We start from the raw sequence: 16,775 nt of genomic DNA, 5'->3' as shown, positions 1-16,775 counted from the left end.
GGCCCCGGCCGGTCATCGGGCGCCCTCCTTTCGGGAGGGCGCCCTCCCCTTGTCCCCTACTGCCTCGGCGGCAGCTTCGGGCGGGCCCGGTTGGGGGTGTCGGTGTAGTCCGGGGGGACGGCCGGCGGGTTGGAGTCCAGCAGTTCCAGGGCGAGTTGCACGGCGTCGTCCAGCTGGGCGTGGCGGCCCTCGGCCCAGTCCAGCGGGGTGCGCAGGATCTCCAGGTCGGGCATGACGCCGTGGTTCTCGACGGACCAGCCGTAGGCGTCGAACCAGGCCGCGTTCATCGGTACGGTGATCACCGTGCCGTCGCCCAGGCGGTGCCGGCCGGTCATGCCGACCACGCCGCCCCAGGTGCGCTGGCCGACCACCGGGCCGAGCTTCAGCAGCCGGAAGGCGGCGGTGATCATGTCGCCGTCGGAGGAGGTCGCCTCGTCGGCCAGGGCGACCACCGGACCCCGGGGCGCGTTGGAGGCGTACGAGACCGGCTGGGCGTTGCGGGTCAGGTCCCAGCCGAGGATCGTACGGGTGAGCTTCTCGATGACGAGTTCGCTGATGTGGCCGCCCGCGTTGCCGCGTACGTCCACGATCAGCGCGGGCCGGGACATCTCCATGCGCACGTCGCGGTTGAACTGGGCCCAGCCGGAGCCGCCCATGTCGGGGATGTGCAGGTAACCGCACGTGCCGCCGCTCAGCTCGCGGACCACCTCGCGGCGCTTGGCCACCCAGTCCTGGTAGCGCAGCGGCCGTTCGTCGACGAGCGGCACGACGGCGACCCGCCGGGGCCCGCCGGGCTCGCCTTCGGGGGGCGTGAAGGTCAGCTCCACGGTCGTACCGCCGGAGCCGGCGAGAAGGGGGTAGGGGCCGGTCAGCGGGTCCACCGGGCGGCCGTCGACATGGGTGAGCGCGGCGCCCTCGCGGATGCCCGTGCCGGCCAGCGGCGAACGGGCCCTGGAGTCGGAGGAGTCGCCGGGCAGGATGCGCTTGACCACCCACCGGCCGTCGCGGCACACCAGGTTGGCGCCCAGCAGGCCCTGCCAGCGCTGGTAGTGGGGCGGTCCCTCGTTGCGCCGGGCGGCGGTGACATAGGCGTGCGAGGTGCCGAGTTCGCCGAGCACCTCGCGCAGCAGGTCGGCGAACTCGTCGGGGGAGGCGACGCGGTCGACCAGCGGGCGGTACTGGTCGAGCACCGCCGCCCAGTCGATGCCGCACATGCCCGGGTCCCAGAAGTAGGCGCGGATGAGCCGGCCGGCCTCCTCGTAGGACTGGCGCCACTCGGCGGGCGGGTCCACCTCGTGCAGGATGCGGCGCAGGTCGATCCAGACGGTGCTGTCGCTGTCGCCCGTCTCGGTGGACGGCACGGCCCGCAGATCGCCCTCGTCCACGACGACCAGCCGGGTGCCGTCGCCGCTCACCGCGAACCAGTCCAGGTGGTCGACCAGTTCGGACTTCTTCGCCTTGGTGAGGTTGAAGTACTCCAGGGTCGGGCGGCCGCTGATGTCGGCCGGGTTGGCGAAGGTCTCGCCGAGCGCGCCGGAGATCGGCCAGCGCAGCCAGACCAGGCCGCCGCCCGCGACCGGACACAGTGCGGAGTACTTGGAGGCGATCACCGGGAACGGGGTGACCCGGTTCGCCAGCCCCTCCACCTCCACGGTCACGGTGCCGTGCTCGCCGGTCTCCTCGTCCTCGGCCGGGTCCAGGCCGCCGGCGGCCGGGCGGCCCTCGGGGTTCAGGGCGAAGGGGGAGGGGGTCGCCGAGTTGAGCGGGACCAGGTACGGGCGGCAGCCGAGCGGGAAGGAGAGGTCGCCGGTGTGCACGTCGTACACCGGGTCGAAGCCGCGCCAGGAGAGGAAGGCCAGGTAGCGGCCGTCGCGGGTGAAGACGGGGTTCTCGTCCTCGAAGCGGCCGTCGGTCACGTCCACGATCAGCCGGTCCTTGATCCGGGCCAGCTTGATCTGGCGCAGGGAGCGGCCGATGCCGGGGTGGGACCAGGTGAGCCAGGCGCCGTCGGGAGAGAAGGCGAGGTCGCGGACCGGGCCGTTGACGGAGCGGATCAGCTCGACGACGCGCCCGTCGGCCGGTTCCGGCGCGGAGGCGCCCGCATCCACCGCCTCCCCACCCTCTCCGACGGGCACGGCACTCTCCGCCTCCTCGCCCACGTCGAGCAGGAGCAGCCGGCCGTCGTGCGCGGCGATGGCGATGCGTTCGCCGAGCGGGTCGCAGACCATCTCCAGGACCCGGCCCAGCTCGCCGGAGGCCACCCGGCGGGGCGGGCGGTCGCCGGACGCGCGGGGCAGCTGGGCGATCTCGACGGCGTCCTCGCCCTCGGCGTCCGTCACATACGCCACCTGCCCGGTGGACCCCAGCATCTCCGGCAGCCGGACCCGGACGCCGGGCGTGTCGGTGATCGTACGGGCGGGGCCGTCGCGGTGGGTGAGCCAGTGCAGGCTGCCGCGTACGACGACGGCGCTGGCCCGGCCGGTCTCGTCCACGGTGATGCCGTCGACGTTCTGCGCGGCCGGCACCTGGTAGCGGCGGCGGCCGGTGCGCGGCCCGGCGAGGCGGATGTCGAGCCGGCGCGGTGCGCCGTCCGGGGAGAGGTCGTCCACCAGCCACAGGTCGCCGGCGCACTGGTAGACCACCCGGGTGCCGTCGCTCGCGGCGTGCCGGGCGTAGAAGGAGTCGTGGTCGGTGTGCCGGCGCAGGTCGGAGCCGTCGTACGCGCAGGAGTAGAGGTTTCCGACGCCCTCGTGGTCGGAGAGGAAGGCGATCCGGCCGCCGACGAACATGGGGCAGGCCAGATGGCCCTGGAGGTCGGGCAGCAGGCGCTGTCCGTGCAGCCACAGCCGGCCCATGGCACCGCCGCGGTAGCGCTTCCAGGAGGCCGGTTCGTGCGGTGGGGTGCCGGTGAGCAGCAGGGTCTTGTGCAGGCCGTCGACGTCGGCGACCTGGATGTCGGAGACCGGGCCCCAGGGTAGCTTGCGGCCGGGGTCGCCGTCGGTGGTCACCTTGTAGGCCCAGGTGAAGTACGAGAACGGCTGGCCGTGGGAGGCGACGGCCAGGATGTCGCTGCTGCCGTCCTCGTCGGGCGGTGTCCAGCCGCAGACCTGGGTGTCGGCGTTGCCCCAGTAGGTCAGCTGCCGGGCGGGGCCGCCGTCGATGCCGACCAGATGGATCTCGGGGACGAGGCTGCGCCAGGTGGTGTACGCGATCTGGCGGCCGTCGGGGGAGAAGCGCGGGTGACCGGTCTTGGTGCGGTCCACGGTGAGCCGCCAGGCGCGGCCCGGGGCGTCGAGGGGTGCCAGCCAGAGGTCGTCCTCGGCCACGAAGCACAGCAGGTCGCCGCTGAGGTGGGGAAGGCGCAGATAGCTCACCTCCCCATGCTTTTCCGCCCACCCGGGGCGGGCAACTTGTGGAACCGCCGCTTATGTGTCCTTCACCTTCGTGACCCACCACACGTACGAAACCGTTTCGTTTCGCTAGGCGGGCGCGGTATCTTCATGGACGTACGCGGAAGCAGGTGGCGGAACGGGAGGCGAGCGGGATGACCGAAAGCGTCGCAACGGGGCGTCGCAGCCGGATCACGCCCGAGCGCGAGGCCGAGCTGTACGACGCCGTCCTCGACCTGCTCCGGGAGGTCGGCTACGACGTCCTCACCATGGACGCCGTGGCGGCCCGCACCCGGTCCAGCAAGGCCACGCTCTACCGCCAGTGGGGCGGCAAGGCCCAGCTGGTGGCGAAGGCGATCCGGCACAGCAAGCCGCGCAGCATCGCCGACATCGACACCGGTTCGCTGCGCGGCGACCTCCACGCCCTCGTCACGCGCGAGGACGACTGCACCATGGAACAGAACAACGCCCTGATGCGGGGTCTGGCCATGGCCACGCACACCAACCCGGACCTGCTCCAGGCGTTCCGGGAGCAGCTCATCGAACCCGAGCTGACGGAGTTCCGCCGCGTGTTGCAGCGGGCCGTCGACCGGGGTGAGATCCCCGCGGACCGGCCGGCGCTCCGGTTCGTGGTGCACATGATGATCGGCGCGTTCACCGCGCGCACGCTCATCGACGACCTGCCGCCCACCCAGGACTTCCTGAAGTCCTACATCGACGCCGTGGTCCTCCCCGCCCTCGGCGTACCCGCCGGCTGACCACAGGTCTCTCCCCAGCAACCCCCCGGCAAGCCCACCACCTGACGTATCCGCTCACGTCGTCGGGCTGATCACCCCTGCCCTGAAAACCCACGACTGACCGGGAGTACGCCCTCGTGGCCACATTCCTCTACAAACTGGGCCGGCTCGCCTTCCGGCGACGGCACGTCGTCGCCCTCATATGGGTGGCGCTGCTGACCCTCGCGGGCGTCGGCGCGGCCAGCGCCCCCGCCGCCGGCAACACCTCGTTCTCCATCCCCGGCACCGAGGCGCAGAAGGCCTTCGACCTGCTGGAACAGCGCTTTCCCGGGATGAGCGCCAACGGCGCCACCGCGCGGGTCGTCTTCAAGGCGCCCAGCGGCGAGAAGATGACCGACGCCGGCAACAAGGCGGCCGTGGAGAAGACCGTCAAGGAGCTGGGCACCGGCGCCGAGGTCGCCTCCGTCGCCGACCCCTACACCGGGCACGCGGTCAGCCGGAACGGCACGATCGCCTACGCCTCGGTGAAGTACAAGGTCTCCGGCATGGAGCTCAAGGACTCCTCGCGGGACGCCCTGAAGAAGGCCGCACAGGACGCGCGGGACGCCGGGCTGACCGTCGAGGTCGGCGGCGACGCGCTGAACGCGACGCCCGAGACGGGCTCCAGCGAGGTCATCGGCATCGGCATCGCCGCCGTCGTCCTCGTCATCACCTTCGGCTCCCTGCTGGCCGCCGGGCTGCCGCTGCTGACCGCGATCGTCGGCGTCGGCATCGGCGTCGCCTCGATCACGGCGCTGGCCAGCGCGCTGGACCTGGGCTCCACCACCTCCACCCTGGCGACGATGATCGGCCTCGCCGTCGGCATCGACTACGCCCTGTTCATCGTCTCCCGCTACCGCGCGGAACTCGCCGAGGGCCGCGCACGCGAGGAGGCGGCCGGCCGCGCCGTCGGTACGGCGGGTTCGGCGGTGGTCTTCGCCGGCCTGACCGTCGTCATCGCCCTGGTCGGTCTGTCCGTGGTCGACATCCCGATGCTGACGAAGATGGGCGTCGCGGCGGCGGGCACGGTCGCCATCGCCGTACTGATCGCGCTGACCATGATCCCGGCGCTGCTCGGCTACGCGGGCCGCAGGGTCAAGCCGGCCGGTGAGAAGAGCAGGCTGCTCGGCGGCGGCCGCACCCCGAAGAAGCCGGGGCGGCCCAACATGGGCACCCGCTGGGCGGGCTTCGTCGTCCGGCGCCCGGTGGCCGTGCTGCTCCTCGGTGTGCTCGGCCTCGGCGCGGCCGCGCTCCCGGCCGCCTCGCTGCAACTGGGCCTCCCGGACGACGGCTCCCAGCCGGTCTCCACCACCCAGCGCCGCGCGTACGACCTGCTCTCCGAAGGCTTCGGACCCGGCTTCAACGGCCCGCTCATGGTCGTCGTCGACGCCAAGGGCAGCTCCGACCCCAAGGCGGCCTTCACCGAGGCCGGCGACGCGATCAAGGGCCTGAAGGACGTCGTCACGGTGACCCCGGCCGCGCCCAACAAGGCGGGCGACACCGCGATCATCACCGTCGTACCGAAGTCCAAGCCGTCCTCCGCGACGACCGAGGACCTGGTGCACGCCATCCGGGACAAGGGCGCGGACATCGCCCGCACCACGGACTCCGAGGTGCTCGTCACCGGTTCGACCGCGATGAACATCGATGTCTCGCAGCGGCTGAACGACGCCCTGGTCCCGTACCTGGCGCTCGTGGTCGGCCTCGCCTTCCTGCTGCTGATCGTGGTCTTCCGCTCGGTCCTGGTCCCGCTGAAGGCGGCCCTCGGCTTCCTGCTCAGCGTGCTCGCGGCGCTCGGCGCGGTCGTCGCGGTCTTCCAGTGGGGCTGGCTGTCCGGCCTGATGAACGTCGAGCAGACCGGCCCCGTCATGTCGATGATGCCGATCTTCATGGTGGGCGTGGTCTTCGGTCTCGCGATGGACTACGAGGTCTTCCTCGTGACCCGGATGCGGGAGGCGTACGTCCACGGGGAGCGGCCGAGCCAGGCGGTGGTGACCGGCTTCAAGCACGGCGCCCGGGTCGTCACCGCCGCCGCCGTCATCATGATCGCCGTCTTCTCCGGCTTCATCGGCTCCAGCGAGGCGATGATCAAGATGATCGGCTTCGGTCTCGCGATCGCCGTCTTCTTCGACGCGTTCATCGTCCGGATGGCCATCGTCCCGGCGGTGCTCGCCCTGCTCGGCAAGCGGGCCTGGTGGCTGCCGACGTGGCTGGACCGTGCGCTGCCCAACGTGGACGTCGAGGGCGAGGGCCTGCGCACGCCGTCCGGCGCGGAGCCCGAGCGGGAGCCGGCCCGGGTCTGACGGCCTCTCCGACAGCCGGCCCGCGGCGGGACTGCCGGGGTTACGGATCGGGTTGATACTGCACCCGGGGCAGCGCCACTCGGCGCTGCCCCGGGCAGGGCAACGTCGTCCGAACCGCACCACGAGGAGCAGTCGCATGACCGACAAGCCGACCGTCAGCGTCCTGGGCACCGGCATCATGGGCGCCGCCATGGCCCGCAACCTGTGCCGTGCCGGGCTCACGGTCCGCGCCTGGAACCGCACCCGCGAGAAGGCCGAACCGCTGGCCGCCGACGGCGCGCGGATCACCGGCACGCCCGCCGAGGCCGTCGAGGGCGCCGACGTCGTCCTGACCATGCTGTACGACGGCCACACCGCGCTGGACGTCATGCGCGAGGCCGCCCCGGCGCTGCGCCCCGGCACGGTGTGGGCGCAGTGCACCACCGCCGGGACCGAGCTGATCACCGACCTGGCCGCGTTCGCCCGCGAGCACGGACTCGTCTTCTACGACGCTCCCGTCCTCGGCACCCGGCAGCCCGCCGAGGCCGGTGAGCTGACCGTACTGGCCGCCGGGCCGGAGGAGGGCCGGGAGAAGGTCGCGCCGGTCTTCGAGGCGGTGGGCGCCAGGACCATGTGGACCGGCACCGACGGGGCGGCGGGCAGCGCCAGCCGGCTCAAGCTCGTCGCCAACAGCTGGGTCCTCGCGGCCACGGCGGCGGCCGGTGAGGTGCTGGCTCTGGCCAAGGCCCTCGACGTCGACCCGCAGGGCTTCTTCGACCTCATCGAGGGCGGCCCGCTCGACATGGGCTATCTGCGGGCCAAGTCCGCGCTGGTGCTGGAGGACAGGCTGACCCCGCCGTCCTTCGCGGTGGCCACCGCCGAGAAGGACGCCCGGCTCATCGTCCAGGCCGGCGAGCGCGGCGGGGTACGGCTCGACGTCGCCGCCGCGGCCGCCGAACGGTTCGCCCGCGCCGCCGCCCAGGGGCACGCCGACGAGGACATGGCCGCCGCGTACTTCGCCAGCTTCGAGGAGAACGTCGAGGAGTAGGCGAGGTCGGCCGGTGCCGACATGACGGGCAGGGGGTTGAGGAGCACCCTGGAAGCAGTGGTTCTCGGAGGTGGTCGACATGATGCACACCGCTGTGGGATGGCACGTCGAGCTGGAGTTCATGGAGGACGACCAGCACACGCGCGCGGTGGCCATGGTGCGTCTGCCCGACGGCAGCGAGGTACGGGCACACGGCCGCGCCAGCCGGCACCGGGTCGACTCCAACCAGCCCCGGGTCGGCGAGGAGATAGCCGGCGCCCGCGCGCTCAACGAACTGGCCATGCAGCTGCTGACCAAGGCACACGAAGAGATCGACACGGCGTCGGGCCGGACCTCGCACCCGATCAACGTGTGACGTCTACGTCTACGTCTACGCCTGCGCCGGCGTTGTGCGCAGGGCGCGCACCAGCGCCTGGGCCCTCGGGTCCGCCGTCACGCTCTTGCGGAAGCCGTTGGTGACATAGCCGAAGGAGACGCCCGTCTCCGGGTCGGCGAACGCCAGCGCGCCGCCGCGCCCCGGGTGGCCGAAGGAGCCGGGGGACAGCAGCGGGGACGCGCTGCCGTGCAGCATGTAGCCGAGCCCGAACCGGGTGCCGACCACGAGCACCCGGTCGGCTCCGGCGGACTGCTCGGAGCGGGCCAGCTCCATGGTCTCCGGGGTGAACAGGCGGCTGCCGCCGTCCACCTCGCCGATCAGCGAGGCGTAGAAGCGGGCCAGGCCGTCCGCGGTCGCGATGCCGTTGGAGGCGGGCAGGGCGGCGGCCCGGTAGGCGGGCGCGTTCTCGTCCGGCAGCGGGGTGATCGCGGCGAAGGCGCGGCGGGTCAGCGAGTCCGGGTCGGCGTAGGCCTCGGTCACCGCCCGTTTGGGCCGGGTCTTCAGCGCTCCGGTGCTCTCCGGCCCCTCCACCGGGCCCACGCGGCCCACGCGCGCGTGCTCCGACTCCGGCAGGCCGAGCCACAGGTCGGCGCCGACCGGGCGGGCGATCTCCTCCGCTATCCACTCGCCGACCGGGCGGCCGGTGACGCGCCGGACCAGTTCGCCGGTGAGCCAGCTGTAGGTCTGGGCGTGGTAGCCGTGCTCGGTGCCCGGCTCCCACACCGGCGCCTGGGCGGCGATCGCGGCGGCGCCGAGGTCGGGGTCGGCGGCCTCGGCCGGGGTCAGCGGGCGGTCCAGCACCGGCACGCCCGCGCGGTGCGCGAGCAGGTGCCGTACGCGCGTGTGCTCCTTGCCGGCCGCCTTGTACTCGGGCCAGTAGGAGCCGACCGGCGCGTCCAGGTCCAGTTCGCCGCGCTGGTGCAGGAGCAGCAGCGCGGCGGCGGCGACGCCCTTGGTGGCGGAGCGCACGATCTGCGCCGTCCCGGCCTCCCAGGCGGCGCCGTCCGTGCCGTCGACATCCTTGGTTCCGGCCCACAGGTCCACGACCTTGTGTCCGTCGCGGTACACCGCCACGGCGGCGCCGCGGTCCCCGAGCAGGGCGAAGTTCGCTGCGAACGCCTCCCTGACCGGCTCGAAGCCCTCGGCCACAGTGCCGTTCACGTCCACGCCCGCCGTCCCTTCGATTCGCCTGCGACAGTGCGTGCAACAGCGGCCGGGCGCCTGCGATTCCTTGGTGTGGTCAGCCCAACAGAATCGTTACGTCGATGTTGCCGCGCGTCGCGTTCGAGTACGGGCACACCTCGTGGGCCGCGTCCACCAGCCGGGCCGCCAGCTCCCGGTCCAGCACCGGCAGGGAGACGCTGAGGGCGGCCGCGAGACCGTAGCCGCGGTGCCGGTTCGGGCCGATGCCGACCTTCGCGGCGACCGTGGAGCCCGTCAGGTCGTACCCCGCGCGGTTGCCGACGAGGATCAGCGCGTTGTGGAAGCAGGAGGCGTAGCCGGCCGCGAAGAGCTGCTCCGGGTTGGTGCCGTTGCCGTCGCCGCCCAGCTCCGGGGGCATCGCGACCTTCAGCTCCAGCCGGCCGTCATGGCTGGTGACATAGCCGTCACGGCCGCCGTGCGCGGTGGCCTCGGCCACGTAGACGATCTTCGACGGGCGCGTGTCGACAGTGGTGTCCTCGGTCATGGCCGGCCTCCCCCGGAACGAGTGGCGCACAAGTACATCGTGCACAAGGTACTGGCCGGTAGGTCTGTTGCGCTGGCCAGGGGTGGGGCAACCGCGGGTAACGCGGGGTCAGTACCGGTAAGGGGCGCTCAGTGCCGGTCGGCCGCCGCGTCGGCGCGCTCGGTGAGCCGCCACAGCTCCTCGCGCAACCGGGCGACCCCCTGGGCGTCGAGCCCCGTGGTGGTGAGCAGGGTGCCCGGCACACGCGCCGCGCGCTCCCGGAGCTCCTCCCCGCGCCCGGTGCACGCGACCAGCACCGAGCGCTCGTCGGCCGCCGCGCGCTCCCGGCGCACCAGCCCCGCCGCCTCCAGCCGCTTCAGCAGCGGGGAGACGGTGCCGTAGTCCAGGCGGAGGGCCCGGGCCAGCTCCTTCACGCTGGTCTCGCCGCGCTCCCACAGCACCAGCAGCACCAGGTACTGCGGGTAGGTGAGCCCGAGATCGTCCAGCAGCGGACGGTAGGCGGCGGTCACGGCGCGCTGCGCGGCGTACAGAGCGAAGCACAGCTGATCATCCAGCACCAGCGACCCCGCGGCCCCACGGTCGGCTCGGTCCTCATGTCGCGTCACACCCCCCATTCTCCCGGACGTGCCCCAGCGCCCCCCGCCTACGCCTGCGCCACCGCACGCGGGTCGAAACCGAAGGGCAGCTCCAGGCGGTGGGCCCGCATCAGCTCGTCGTCGGAGAGGAGCGCGCTCGTCGGGCCGTCCGCTGCGATCACGCCGTCGCTGAGGATCAGCGAGCGCGGGCAGAGTTCCAGGGCGTACGGCAGGTCATGGGTGACCATGAGGACCGTGACGTCCAGGGAGCGCAGGATGTCGGCGAGTTCGCGGCGGGAGGCCGGGTCGAGGTTGGAGGAGGGCTCGTCCAGGACCAGGATCTCCGGTTCCATGGCGAGCACGGTGGCCACCGCGACGCGCCGGCGCTGGCCGAAGGAGAGATGGTGCGGCGGCCGGTCGGCGAAGTCCTGCATGCCGACCCGCTCCAGGGCGTGCCGTACGCGCTCCTCCAGGGCCGCCCCCCTGATCCCGGCGGCGGCCGGTCCGAACGCCACGTCCTCCCGCACGGTCGGCATGAACAGCTGGTCGTCCGGGTCCTGGAAGACGATGCCGACCTTCTGCCGGATGGTCGCCATGTGCTCTCGGCCGACCGGCAGCCCGGCCACGGTCACCGTGCCGGTGCCGCCGCCCAGGATGCCGTTGAGGTGCAGCACGAGGGTGGTCTTGCCGGCGCCGTTGGGGCCGAGCAGCGCGACCCGTTCGCCGCGCGCGAGGGAGAAGTCGACGCCGAACAGGGCCTGGTGCCCGTCCGGGTAGGCGAAGGCCAGTCCGGCCACTTCCAGTGAAGGTGTCACAGAACCCATCCCAGGAGACAGACGACGAAGGCGGCGCAGGGCAGGGTGAGCGCGCGGCGCCACTGGGCGCGGGACGCGGTCACCTCGTCGATGACCGGCATCGCACCGGCGTACCCCCGGCTCATCATGGCCAGATGGACGCGCTCCCCGCGCTCGTAGGAGCGGATGAACAGCGCACCGGCGGACTTGGCGAGCACGCCCCAGTGCCGCACGCCCCGCGCCTCGAAGCCGCGCGACTCACGGGCGATCCGCATCCGGCGCATCTCGTCGGTGATGACGTCGCCGTAGCGGATCATGAAGGAGGCGATCTGCACGAGCAGCGGCGGCAGCTTCAGCCGCTGGAGCCCGAGCAGCAGTTCGCGCAGCTCGGTGGTGGCGGCCAGCAGCACCGAGGCGGCGACGCCCAGCGTGCCCTTGGCGAGCACGTTCCAGGCGCCCCACAGCCCGCTCACGCTCAGCGAGAGGCCCAGCACCTGCACCCGCTCGCCCTCCGCCACGAACGGCATCAGCACCGCGAACGCCACGAACGGCACCTCGATGAGCAGCCGCCGGAGCAGGAAACCGGCGGGCACGCGCGCGTGGTGCGCGACCGCCGCCAGCAGCAGGGCGTACCCGGCGAACGCCCACATCGCCTCGCGCGGGGTCGCGACCACGACCACCACGAACAGGAACGCGGCGGCGAGCTTGGTGTGCGGGGGCAGGCCGTGCACCGGCGAGTGCCCGTGCCGGTAGAGCCTGTGCGCGTGTCCGGCGCCCACCTCAGACGCCCGTGTTCACGGGGGAGACGTCCTCGGTGCGGCGCCTGCGCAGCGCCCAGAACACCGCGCTGCCCGCGACGACGGTGACCCCGACGCCGATCACGCCCGCGAGACCGCCGGACAGCCGGGCGTCGGCGATGTCCTTGACGCCGTAGCCGGCGAGCGGGGAGTCGGCGGCCGCGTGCTGCCGCTCGGTCTTGTCGATCCCCTTGTCGTGCGCGACCTTCTCCAGGCCGTCGGGGTTCGCGGAGGCGTAGAAGCTGACGAAGCCGGCGAGGACGAGGGAGGCGAGGAGACCGGACATCCACAGCGCGCGCCGCGAGGTGCGCGCCGCGACGGGCGCGGTGGGCGCCGGAGCGTCCACGAGTGCGCCGTTCACGCGCAGCTTGAGCCGCTGCCGCAGGCCGCGCGCGCCGTGCACCAGGTCCGGGCGTACGGCGATGACGGCGCTCACGGTGAGCGCGGTGATGACCGCCTCGCCGATGCCGATCAGCACATGCACGCCGATCATCGCCGTGGCGACCTTGCCGAGGGAGACGTCGGTGGTGCCGCCGACGGCGTAGATCAGTGTGAAGGCGACGGCCGCGGCCGGTACGGACACCAGGGCGGCGACGAAGGAGGCGATGGTCACCGAGCGCCGCTTGCGGGGCAGCACGGCGAGCAGGGCGCGGAAGACGGCGTACGAGACGACCGTCGTGACCAGCGCCATGTCGGTGATGTTCACGCCGAGCGCGGTGAGCCCGCCGTCCGCGAACAGCACGCCCTGCATGAGCAGCACGATGGACACGCACAGCACGCCCGTGTACGGCCCCACCAGGATCGCCGCGAGCGCACCGCCCAGCAGATGGCCGCTTGTTCCCGCCGCGACGGGGAAGTTGAGCATCTGTACGGCGAAGATGAACGCCGCCACCAGGCCCGCCAGCGGGCCCGCCTTCTCGTCGAGTTCTCGGCGGGCGCCGCGCAGGCTCACCGCGAGGGCGCCGGCGGCGACCACCGCGGTGACCGCCGAGGTCGGGGCGTCGATGAATCCGTCAGGTACATGCACCGTTTGATTTTAGGCCCTTGTTGCGAACCCTTTGCAAGAGAGACAAAGTCTCGTCTCCCACCGGGGCGCGAACCGGAAAATGTGCGACATTGGAGGGGAAGCGGATGAACAGCTTTCGCATAGGTCACTCAGCGTGAGAGGGCGGTCCGATGTCTGTGGTCGAACAGTACGCACGCGCCCATATCGTCACGGACGAGGAGGACCCGGGGGCCGTACCCGTAGTACTGCGGTACGACCCCGACGCGGATCCCCGGTCGGTCCGGGTCGGTCTGCCGGGACCGCACGAGTGGACCTTCTCGCGCGCCCTGCTGGAACGGGGGCTGAGGTCGCCGGCCGAGAGCGGTGACGTACGGGTGTGGCCGTGCGGGCGCGTCCAGGCCGTGGTGGAGTTCCACTCCGACCACGGCGTGGAGGTGGTGCAGTTCGAGTCCAAGACGCTGCTCAGGTTCCTGCGCCGCACCTACACCGTGGAGCCCGTACGGGGCTGAGCGGCCGGGCCCTACGGGTCCGTCAGCCGCCCATCTTCAGCAGGGCCGCCACGATCGGCCCGGCCGTGTCACCGCCGTGACCGCCCGCCTGGACCACGCCCGCGGCGGCGAGATCGCCGCGGTAGGCGGTGAACCAGCCGTTCGGCTTCTGCTGGCCGTCCACCTCGGCGGAGCCCGTCTTGGCGCCGTAGTCCCCGCTCATGCCCGCCATCGCCTTGGCGGCCGTGCCGTAGTCCGCCGTGAACCGCATGACCTCCTTCAGCTGGGACCGGACCTTCGACGCCATGGTGCGCGTGGCCTTCGCCAGGGTGCGGTGGTCCACCGAGGGCGACACCAGGTACGGCTGGTGGAAGGCGCCCGACTCGACCGTGGCCGACACCGAGGCCATGTTCAGCGGGTTCATCCGCACCCCGCCCTGCCCGATCAGCGAGGCACCCATCTGCGCGCCGCTCTGCACCGGCACGGCGCCGTCGAACGACGGCACGCCGATGGCCCAGTTGTCCATGCCGAGGCCGTAGACCTGCTGGGCCTCCTGGGTCAGGTCGCGGTCGGACAGCTTCGGCGCGAAGTCGATGAAGGCGTTGTTGCAGGACGCGCCGAAGCTCTGCTTGAACGTGCCCTTCTTGATCTCCGAGCCGTCGTCGTTGTGGAACGTCCAGCCCGCCAGCTTGTACTTCTTGGGGCACGGATGCGACGCGTCCGCGGTGACCAGCCCCTTCTCGAACAGCATGGTCGATGTGACGATCTTCATCGTGGAGCCGGGCGCGAGCGAGCCCTGGAAGCCGACGTTGAAGCCGTGCTCGCTGTTGGCGACCGCGAGGATCTCACCGGTCGAGGGCCGCAGCACCACCACCGAGGCACGCGCGCGCCGGCCGACCTGCTGCTCGGCCGCCGCCTGGAGGGACGGACTCAGCGTGGTCCGCACCGTGCCCGGCGTGCCCTTGCTCAGCTCCAGCAGCGTCCTGTCGGACAGCCCGGCCTTGCGGGACGCCGTGCCGCGCACCACGCGCAGCTCCACGCCGGCCTTGCCGCCGGCCGTCTTGCCGTACTTGTCCCGCAGCCCGTCCAGGACCGTGCCCAGCGAGGGGTACTTGGCGGCCGTCAGCTCGCCGCCGTCCCGGTCCAGGGCCTTGACCGGCGGGGTGCCGGACTCGCCGGTGACGAGGGTGTCGCCGTCCTTCAGGTCCGGGTGGACGACGGCGGAGTGCCAGTCGACCAGCGGCCGGCCGTCGCTCGGCCGCCGTACGACGGTGAGCGAACTGCCGTAGGCCAGCGGCTTGCCGAGCTTGTGGTACGCCACCGTCGCCTTCACGGAGAACGGCACCTTCGCGCCCGTGGCCCGGCCCGGGGTGAGCGTGACGTCCTTCAGGCGGGCGTCCTTGGTGGAGCCGGTGAGCAGGGAGGCGGCCGCCGACGGGTCGTCGGTGGCGGCCGCCGCCTCGGTGACCCGGCCCTGCTGCCAGGCGGTCAGGAAGCGGCTCGCGGCCGTGCGCACCTCGGCCGCGCTGAGCGGGCCGGTCTTGACGACCGGCTTGTGGTCGGCCGTGGCGGACGTCTGCTCGTCGGCCGCCGCGCCACCGCCGGTCAGCGCGTAGACGCCGAGCCCGGCGCCGCCGACGACCACGGCGAGCACTCCGCCGAGCACGGCAGGCCGGGTCTTCCGTCGCTCGGCGACGCGCCTTCTCTTGCCCACGGTCTCGATTCCTCCGCCACTTCCCCAGGGTCCCCGCAGCCCTCACCGTCCCCAACGACGGCAATCACCTTAAAGTCCCTGCCTCGGCGGGTGATGTCAGCGGGCATTCCGTAGCACGCTTGCGACAATCGGACCGGCCGCGTCGATGCCGTGGCCGCCGTCCTGGACCATCGCCGCGGCCGCCACGTCGCCCCGGTAACCGGCGAACCAGCTGTCGGACTTCGCCTCGCCGTCGACCTCCGCCGAACCGGTCTTCGCGCCGATGTCCCCGCCCAGCCCGGCCATCACGCCGGCCGCCGTGCCGCTGTGCGCGGTGCGGCTCATCATGCCGCGCAGCTGCGCGACCGTGGCCGCCGACAGCCCACGCGCGCGTGCCGGGGTGCGGCCGTCCAGTTGCAGCGGCACGATCACCGGCTGGCGGAACGTGCCGGTCATCGCGGTCGCCGTCACGGAGGCCATGTTCAGCGGGTTCATCTGGACCTGGCCCTGGCCGATGAGGTTGGCCGCGGTGTCCGGGCCGCCGGAGGCCGGGACCCGGCCGTCGAAGGTCGGCACGCCCACCTGCCAGTCGTTGCCGATCCCGAACCGCTGCTCGGCCTCCTGGGTGAGGGAGTCGACCTTCACCGAGTCCGCGAACTTCACGAACGCCGTGTTGCAGGAGCGGGCGAAGTCCTCGGAGAGGGTGGCCTTCTCGTTCGGCGCCATGTTCTTGAGGTTGTGGAAGGTCTGGCTCTGCCACACGGCCGTGTCCGGGCAGGGCGCGGAGCCGTTCGCCGTGGTCAGCCCGGTGTCGATGAGGGTCGCCGCACTGATGATCTTCATGGTGGAGCCGGGGGCGCGTTCGCCGAGGAAGGCCGCGTTGAAGCCGTCCGCCCGGTTGTTGGCGACGGCGAGGATCTCGCCGGTGCTCGGCTTGACCGCGACCACGGAGGACTCGCCGTACGTGCCGACCGCCTTCTCGGCCGCCGCCTGGGCGTTCGCGCTCAGCGTGGTGCGCAGCTTGCCCGGGCGGCCCTTGGCGAGCGTCAGCAGCGAGGTGTCGGGCGCGCTGCCCTCATGGCGGATCACCAGCTCCACACCGGCCCGGCCGCCCGCCTTGTCGCCGTACCGCTTGCGCAGCTCGTCCAGGATCGGCCCGAGCGAGGGGTACTTCTCCTTCGTCAGGACGGCGCCGTCGCGGTCCACCGCCTGGATCGGCGCGGTGGCCGACGTTCCGGTGACCAGCGTGTCGCCCTTCTTCAGCCGCGGATGGACCAGGGAGGGCTGCCAGTCCACCAGCGCGCGGTGCGAGGTCTGGCCGCGGACGACGGTCAGGCTGCTCCGGTACGACAGCGCGTGCGACTTTCCGCCGTACGACACCGTTGCCTTGACCGTGAAAGGCACGGTGCTGCCCGTCGGGGTGCCCGGGGTGATGTGCACCTGCCCGATGTGCGCGTCCCGCTGATAGGCCGTCAGCAGCTCCTCGGCCGCCTGCGGGTAGTTCGTGTACGACGCCGCGCTCGCCGCGTCGCCCTTCTGCCAGGCGGCGAAGAAGGCGCCGGTCGCCTGCTTCACCTCGGTATCGCTCGGCGGACCGGTCCGCACGGGCGCCGACTTGGTCTCCGGGCCACCCGTCCCCCCGTCACCGCCGAGCGCGGACAGCACGTTGTACGCCCCGTACCCGCATCCCCCCAGCACCACGGCGCACACACTCCCGATGAGCGCACCCTTCACCCCACTGCGCATCCGCGCACCCCGTCTCCCCGTAGAACCCGTCCGCGTCCGGTCTTGAACGCGTTCAAGAAGGTTGCCGTGAGGCACGGTATGCGCTTGTGGAGCCGCTGTGACCGAAGTTGCTCAAACT

General features: G+C 72.3%; 14 protein-coding genes. 5 read left to right on the top strand and 9 right to left on the bottom strand.

The features are described 5' to 3' along the window. Positions 1-56 precede the first annotated feature (56 nt). Positions 57-3,374, bottom strand: a complete 3,318-nt coding sequence (locus ACZ5CZ_RS27295) for a S41 family peptidase (protein ID WP_468946830.1) — start codon at positions 3,372-3,374, stop codon at positions 57-59. A 170-nt stretch (positions 3,375-3,544) separates the two neighbouring features. Here ACZ5CZ_RS27295 and ACZ5CZ_RS27290 point away from each other — a divergent pair, with 170 nt between their 5' ends. The 4 genes from ACZ5CZ_RS27290 to ACZ5CZ_RS27275 all read left to right on the top strand — a co-directional run bounded on the left by ACZ5CZ_RS27290 (position 3,545) and on the right by ACZ5CZ_RS27275 (position 7,850). Continuing rightward, complete coding sequence (locus ACZ5CZ_RS27290; RefSeq protein WP_468946827.1) at positions 3,545-4,147, top strand: TetR/AcrR family transcriptional regulator; 603 nt, start codon at positions 3,545-3,547, stop codon at positions 4,145-4,147. A 116-nt stretch (positions 4,148-4,263) separates the two neighbouring features. After that, positions 4,264-6,468: an MMPL family transporter gene (locus ACZ5CZ_RS27285; protein ID WP_468946825.1), complete on the top strand. Its 2,205-nt coding sequence runs from the start codon at positions 4,264-4,266 to the stop codon at positions 6,466-6,468. An 85-nt stretch (positions 6,469-6,553) separates the two neighbouring features. Continuing rightward, the gene (locus tag ACZ5CZ_RS27280; protein ID WP_385845057.1) at positions 6,554-7,495 is read left to right on the top strand and encodes an NAD(P)-dependent oxidoreductase; all 942 of its coding nucleotides are present in this window, start codon (positions 6,554-6,556) and stop codon (positions 7,493-7,495) included. 79 nt (positions 7,496-7,574) lie between these two features. Then, positions 7,575-7,850 (top strand): DUF1876 domain-containing protein, encoded by a 276-nt coding sequence (locus tag ACZ5CZ_RS27275; protein ID WP_385844988.1) that lies wholly within the window; start codon positions 7,575-7,577, stop codon positions 7,848-7,850. Between the two features lie 15 nt (positions 7,851-7,865). On the opposite strand, the gene ACZ5CZ_RS27270 is transcribed toward ACZ5CZ_RS27275, so the two are convergent. The 6 genes from ACZ5CZ_RS27270 to ACZ5CZ_RS27245 all read right to left on the bottom strand — a co-directional run bounded on the left by ACZ5CZ_RS27270 (position 7,866) and on the right by ACZ5CZ_RS27245 (position 12,751). Further along, entirely contained in the window at positions 7,866-9,038 is a 1,173-nt protein-coding gene (locus ACZ5CZ_RS27270) for a serine hydrolase domain-containing protein (protein WP_468946821.1), read from the bottom strand. Between the two features lie 73 nt (positions 9,039-9,111). Further along, entirely contained in the window at positions 9,112-9,558 is a 447-nt protein-coding gene (locus ACZ5CZ_RS27265; RefSeq protein ID WP_385844985.1) for an organic hydroperoxide resistance protein, read from the bottom strand. A 128-nt stretch (positions 9,559-9,686) separates the two neighbouring features. Further along, positions 9,687-10,172, bottom strand: a complete 486-nt coding sequence (locus ACZ5CZ_RS27260; RefSeq protein WP_468946818.1) for a MarR family winged helix-turn-helix transcriptional regulator — start codon at positions 10,170-10,172, stop codon at positions 9,687-9,689. 29 nt (positions 10,173-10,201) lie between these two features. Continuing rightward, positions 10,202-10,957, bottom strand: coding sequence for an energy-coupling factor ABC transporter ATP-binding protein (locus ACZ5CZ_RS27255; RefSeq protein WP_385844982.1), 756 nt, complete (start codon positions 10,955-10,957; stop codon positions 10,202-10,204). Further along, on the bottom strand, positions 10,945-11,706 hold the full coding sequence (gene cbiQ / locus ACZ5CZ_RS27250; RefSeq protein WP_468946815.1) for a cobalt ECF transporter T component CbiQ: 762 nt from the start codon (positions 11,704-11,706) through the stop codon (positions 10,945-10,947). Before cbiQ ends, ACZ5CZ_RS27255 begins: the two co-directional genes overlap by 13 nt. Position 11,707: 1 nt before the next feature. Continuing rightward, on the bottom strand, positions 11,708-12,751 hold the full coding sequence (locus ACZ5CZ_RS27245) for an energy-coupling factor ABC transporter permease (RefSeq protein ID WP_468946812.1): 1,044 nt from the start codon (positions 12,749-12,751) through the stop codon (positions 11,708-11,710). Positions 12,752-12,900: 149 nt separating this feature from the next. Here ACZ5CZ_RS27245 and ACZ5CZ_RS27240 point away from each other — a divergent pair, with 149 nt between their 5' ends. Next, positions 12,901-13,239: an SsgA family sporulation/cell division regulator gene (locus ACZ5CZ_RS27240; protein ID WP_468946809.1), complete on the top strand. Its 339-nt coding sequence runs from the start codon at positions 12,901-12,903 to the stop codon at positions 13,237-13,239. Positions 13,240-13,261: 22 nt separating this feature from the next. Here ACZ5CZ_RS27240 and ACZ5CZ_RS27235 read toward each other — a convergent pair whose 3' ends face one another. Both ACZ5CZ_RS27235 and ACZ5CZ_RS27230 read right to left on the bottom strand, forming a co-directional pair. Next, a complete protein-coding gene (locus ACZ5CZ_RS27235) occupies positions 13,262-14,932 on the bottom strand; it encodes a penicillin-binding transpeptidase domain-containing protein (RefSeq protein ID WP_468946807.1) in 1,671 nt (556 codons plus the stop codon). 96 nt (positions 14,933-15,028) lie between these two features. After that, positions 15,029-16,657: a penicillin-binding transpeptidase domain-containing protein gene (locus ACZ5CZ_RS27230; RefSeq protein WP_468946804.1), complete on the bottom strand. Its 1,629-nt coding sequence runs from the start codon at positions 16,655-16,657 to the stop codon at positions 15,029-15,031. Positions 16,658-16,775: the final 118 nt, after the last annotated feature.

It is taken from the genome of Streptomyces sp. NPDC031418 (assembly GCF_055581605.1).
This window is presented reverse-complemented; position numbering and strand designations above follow the sequence as displayed.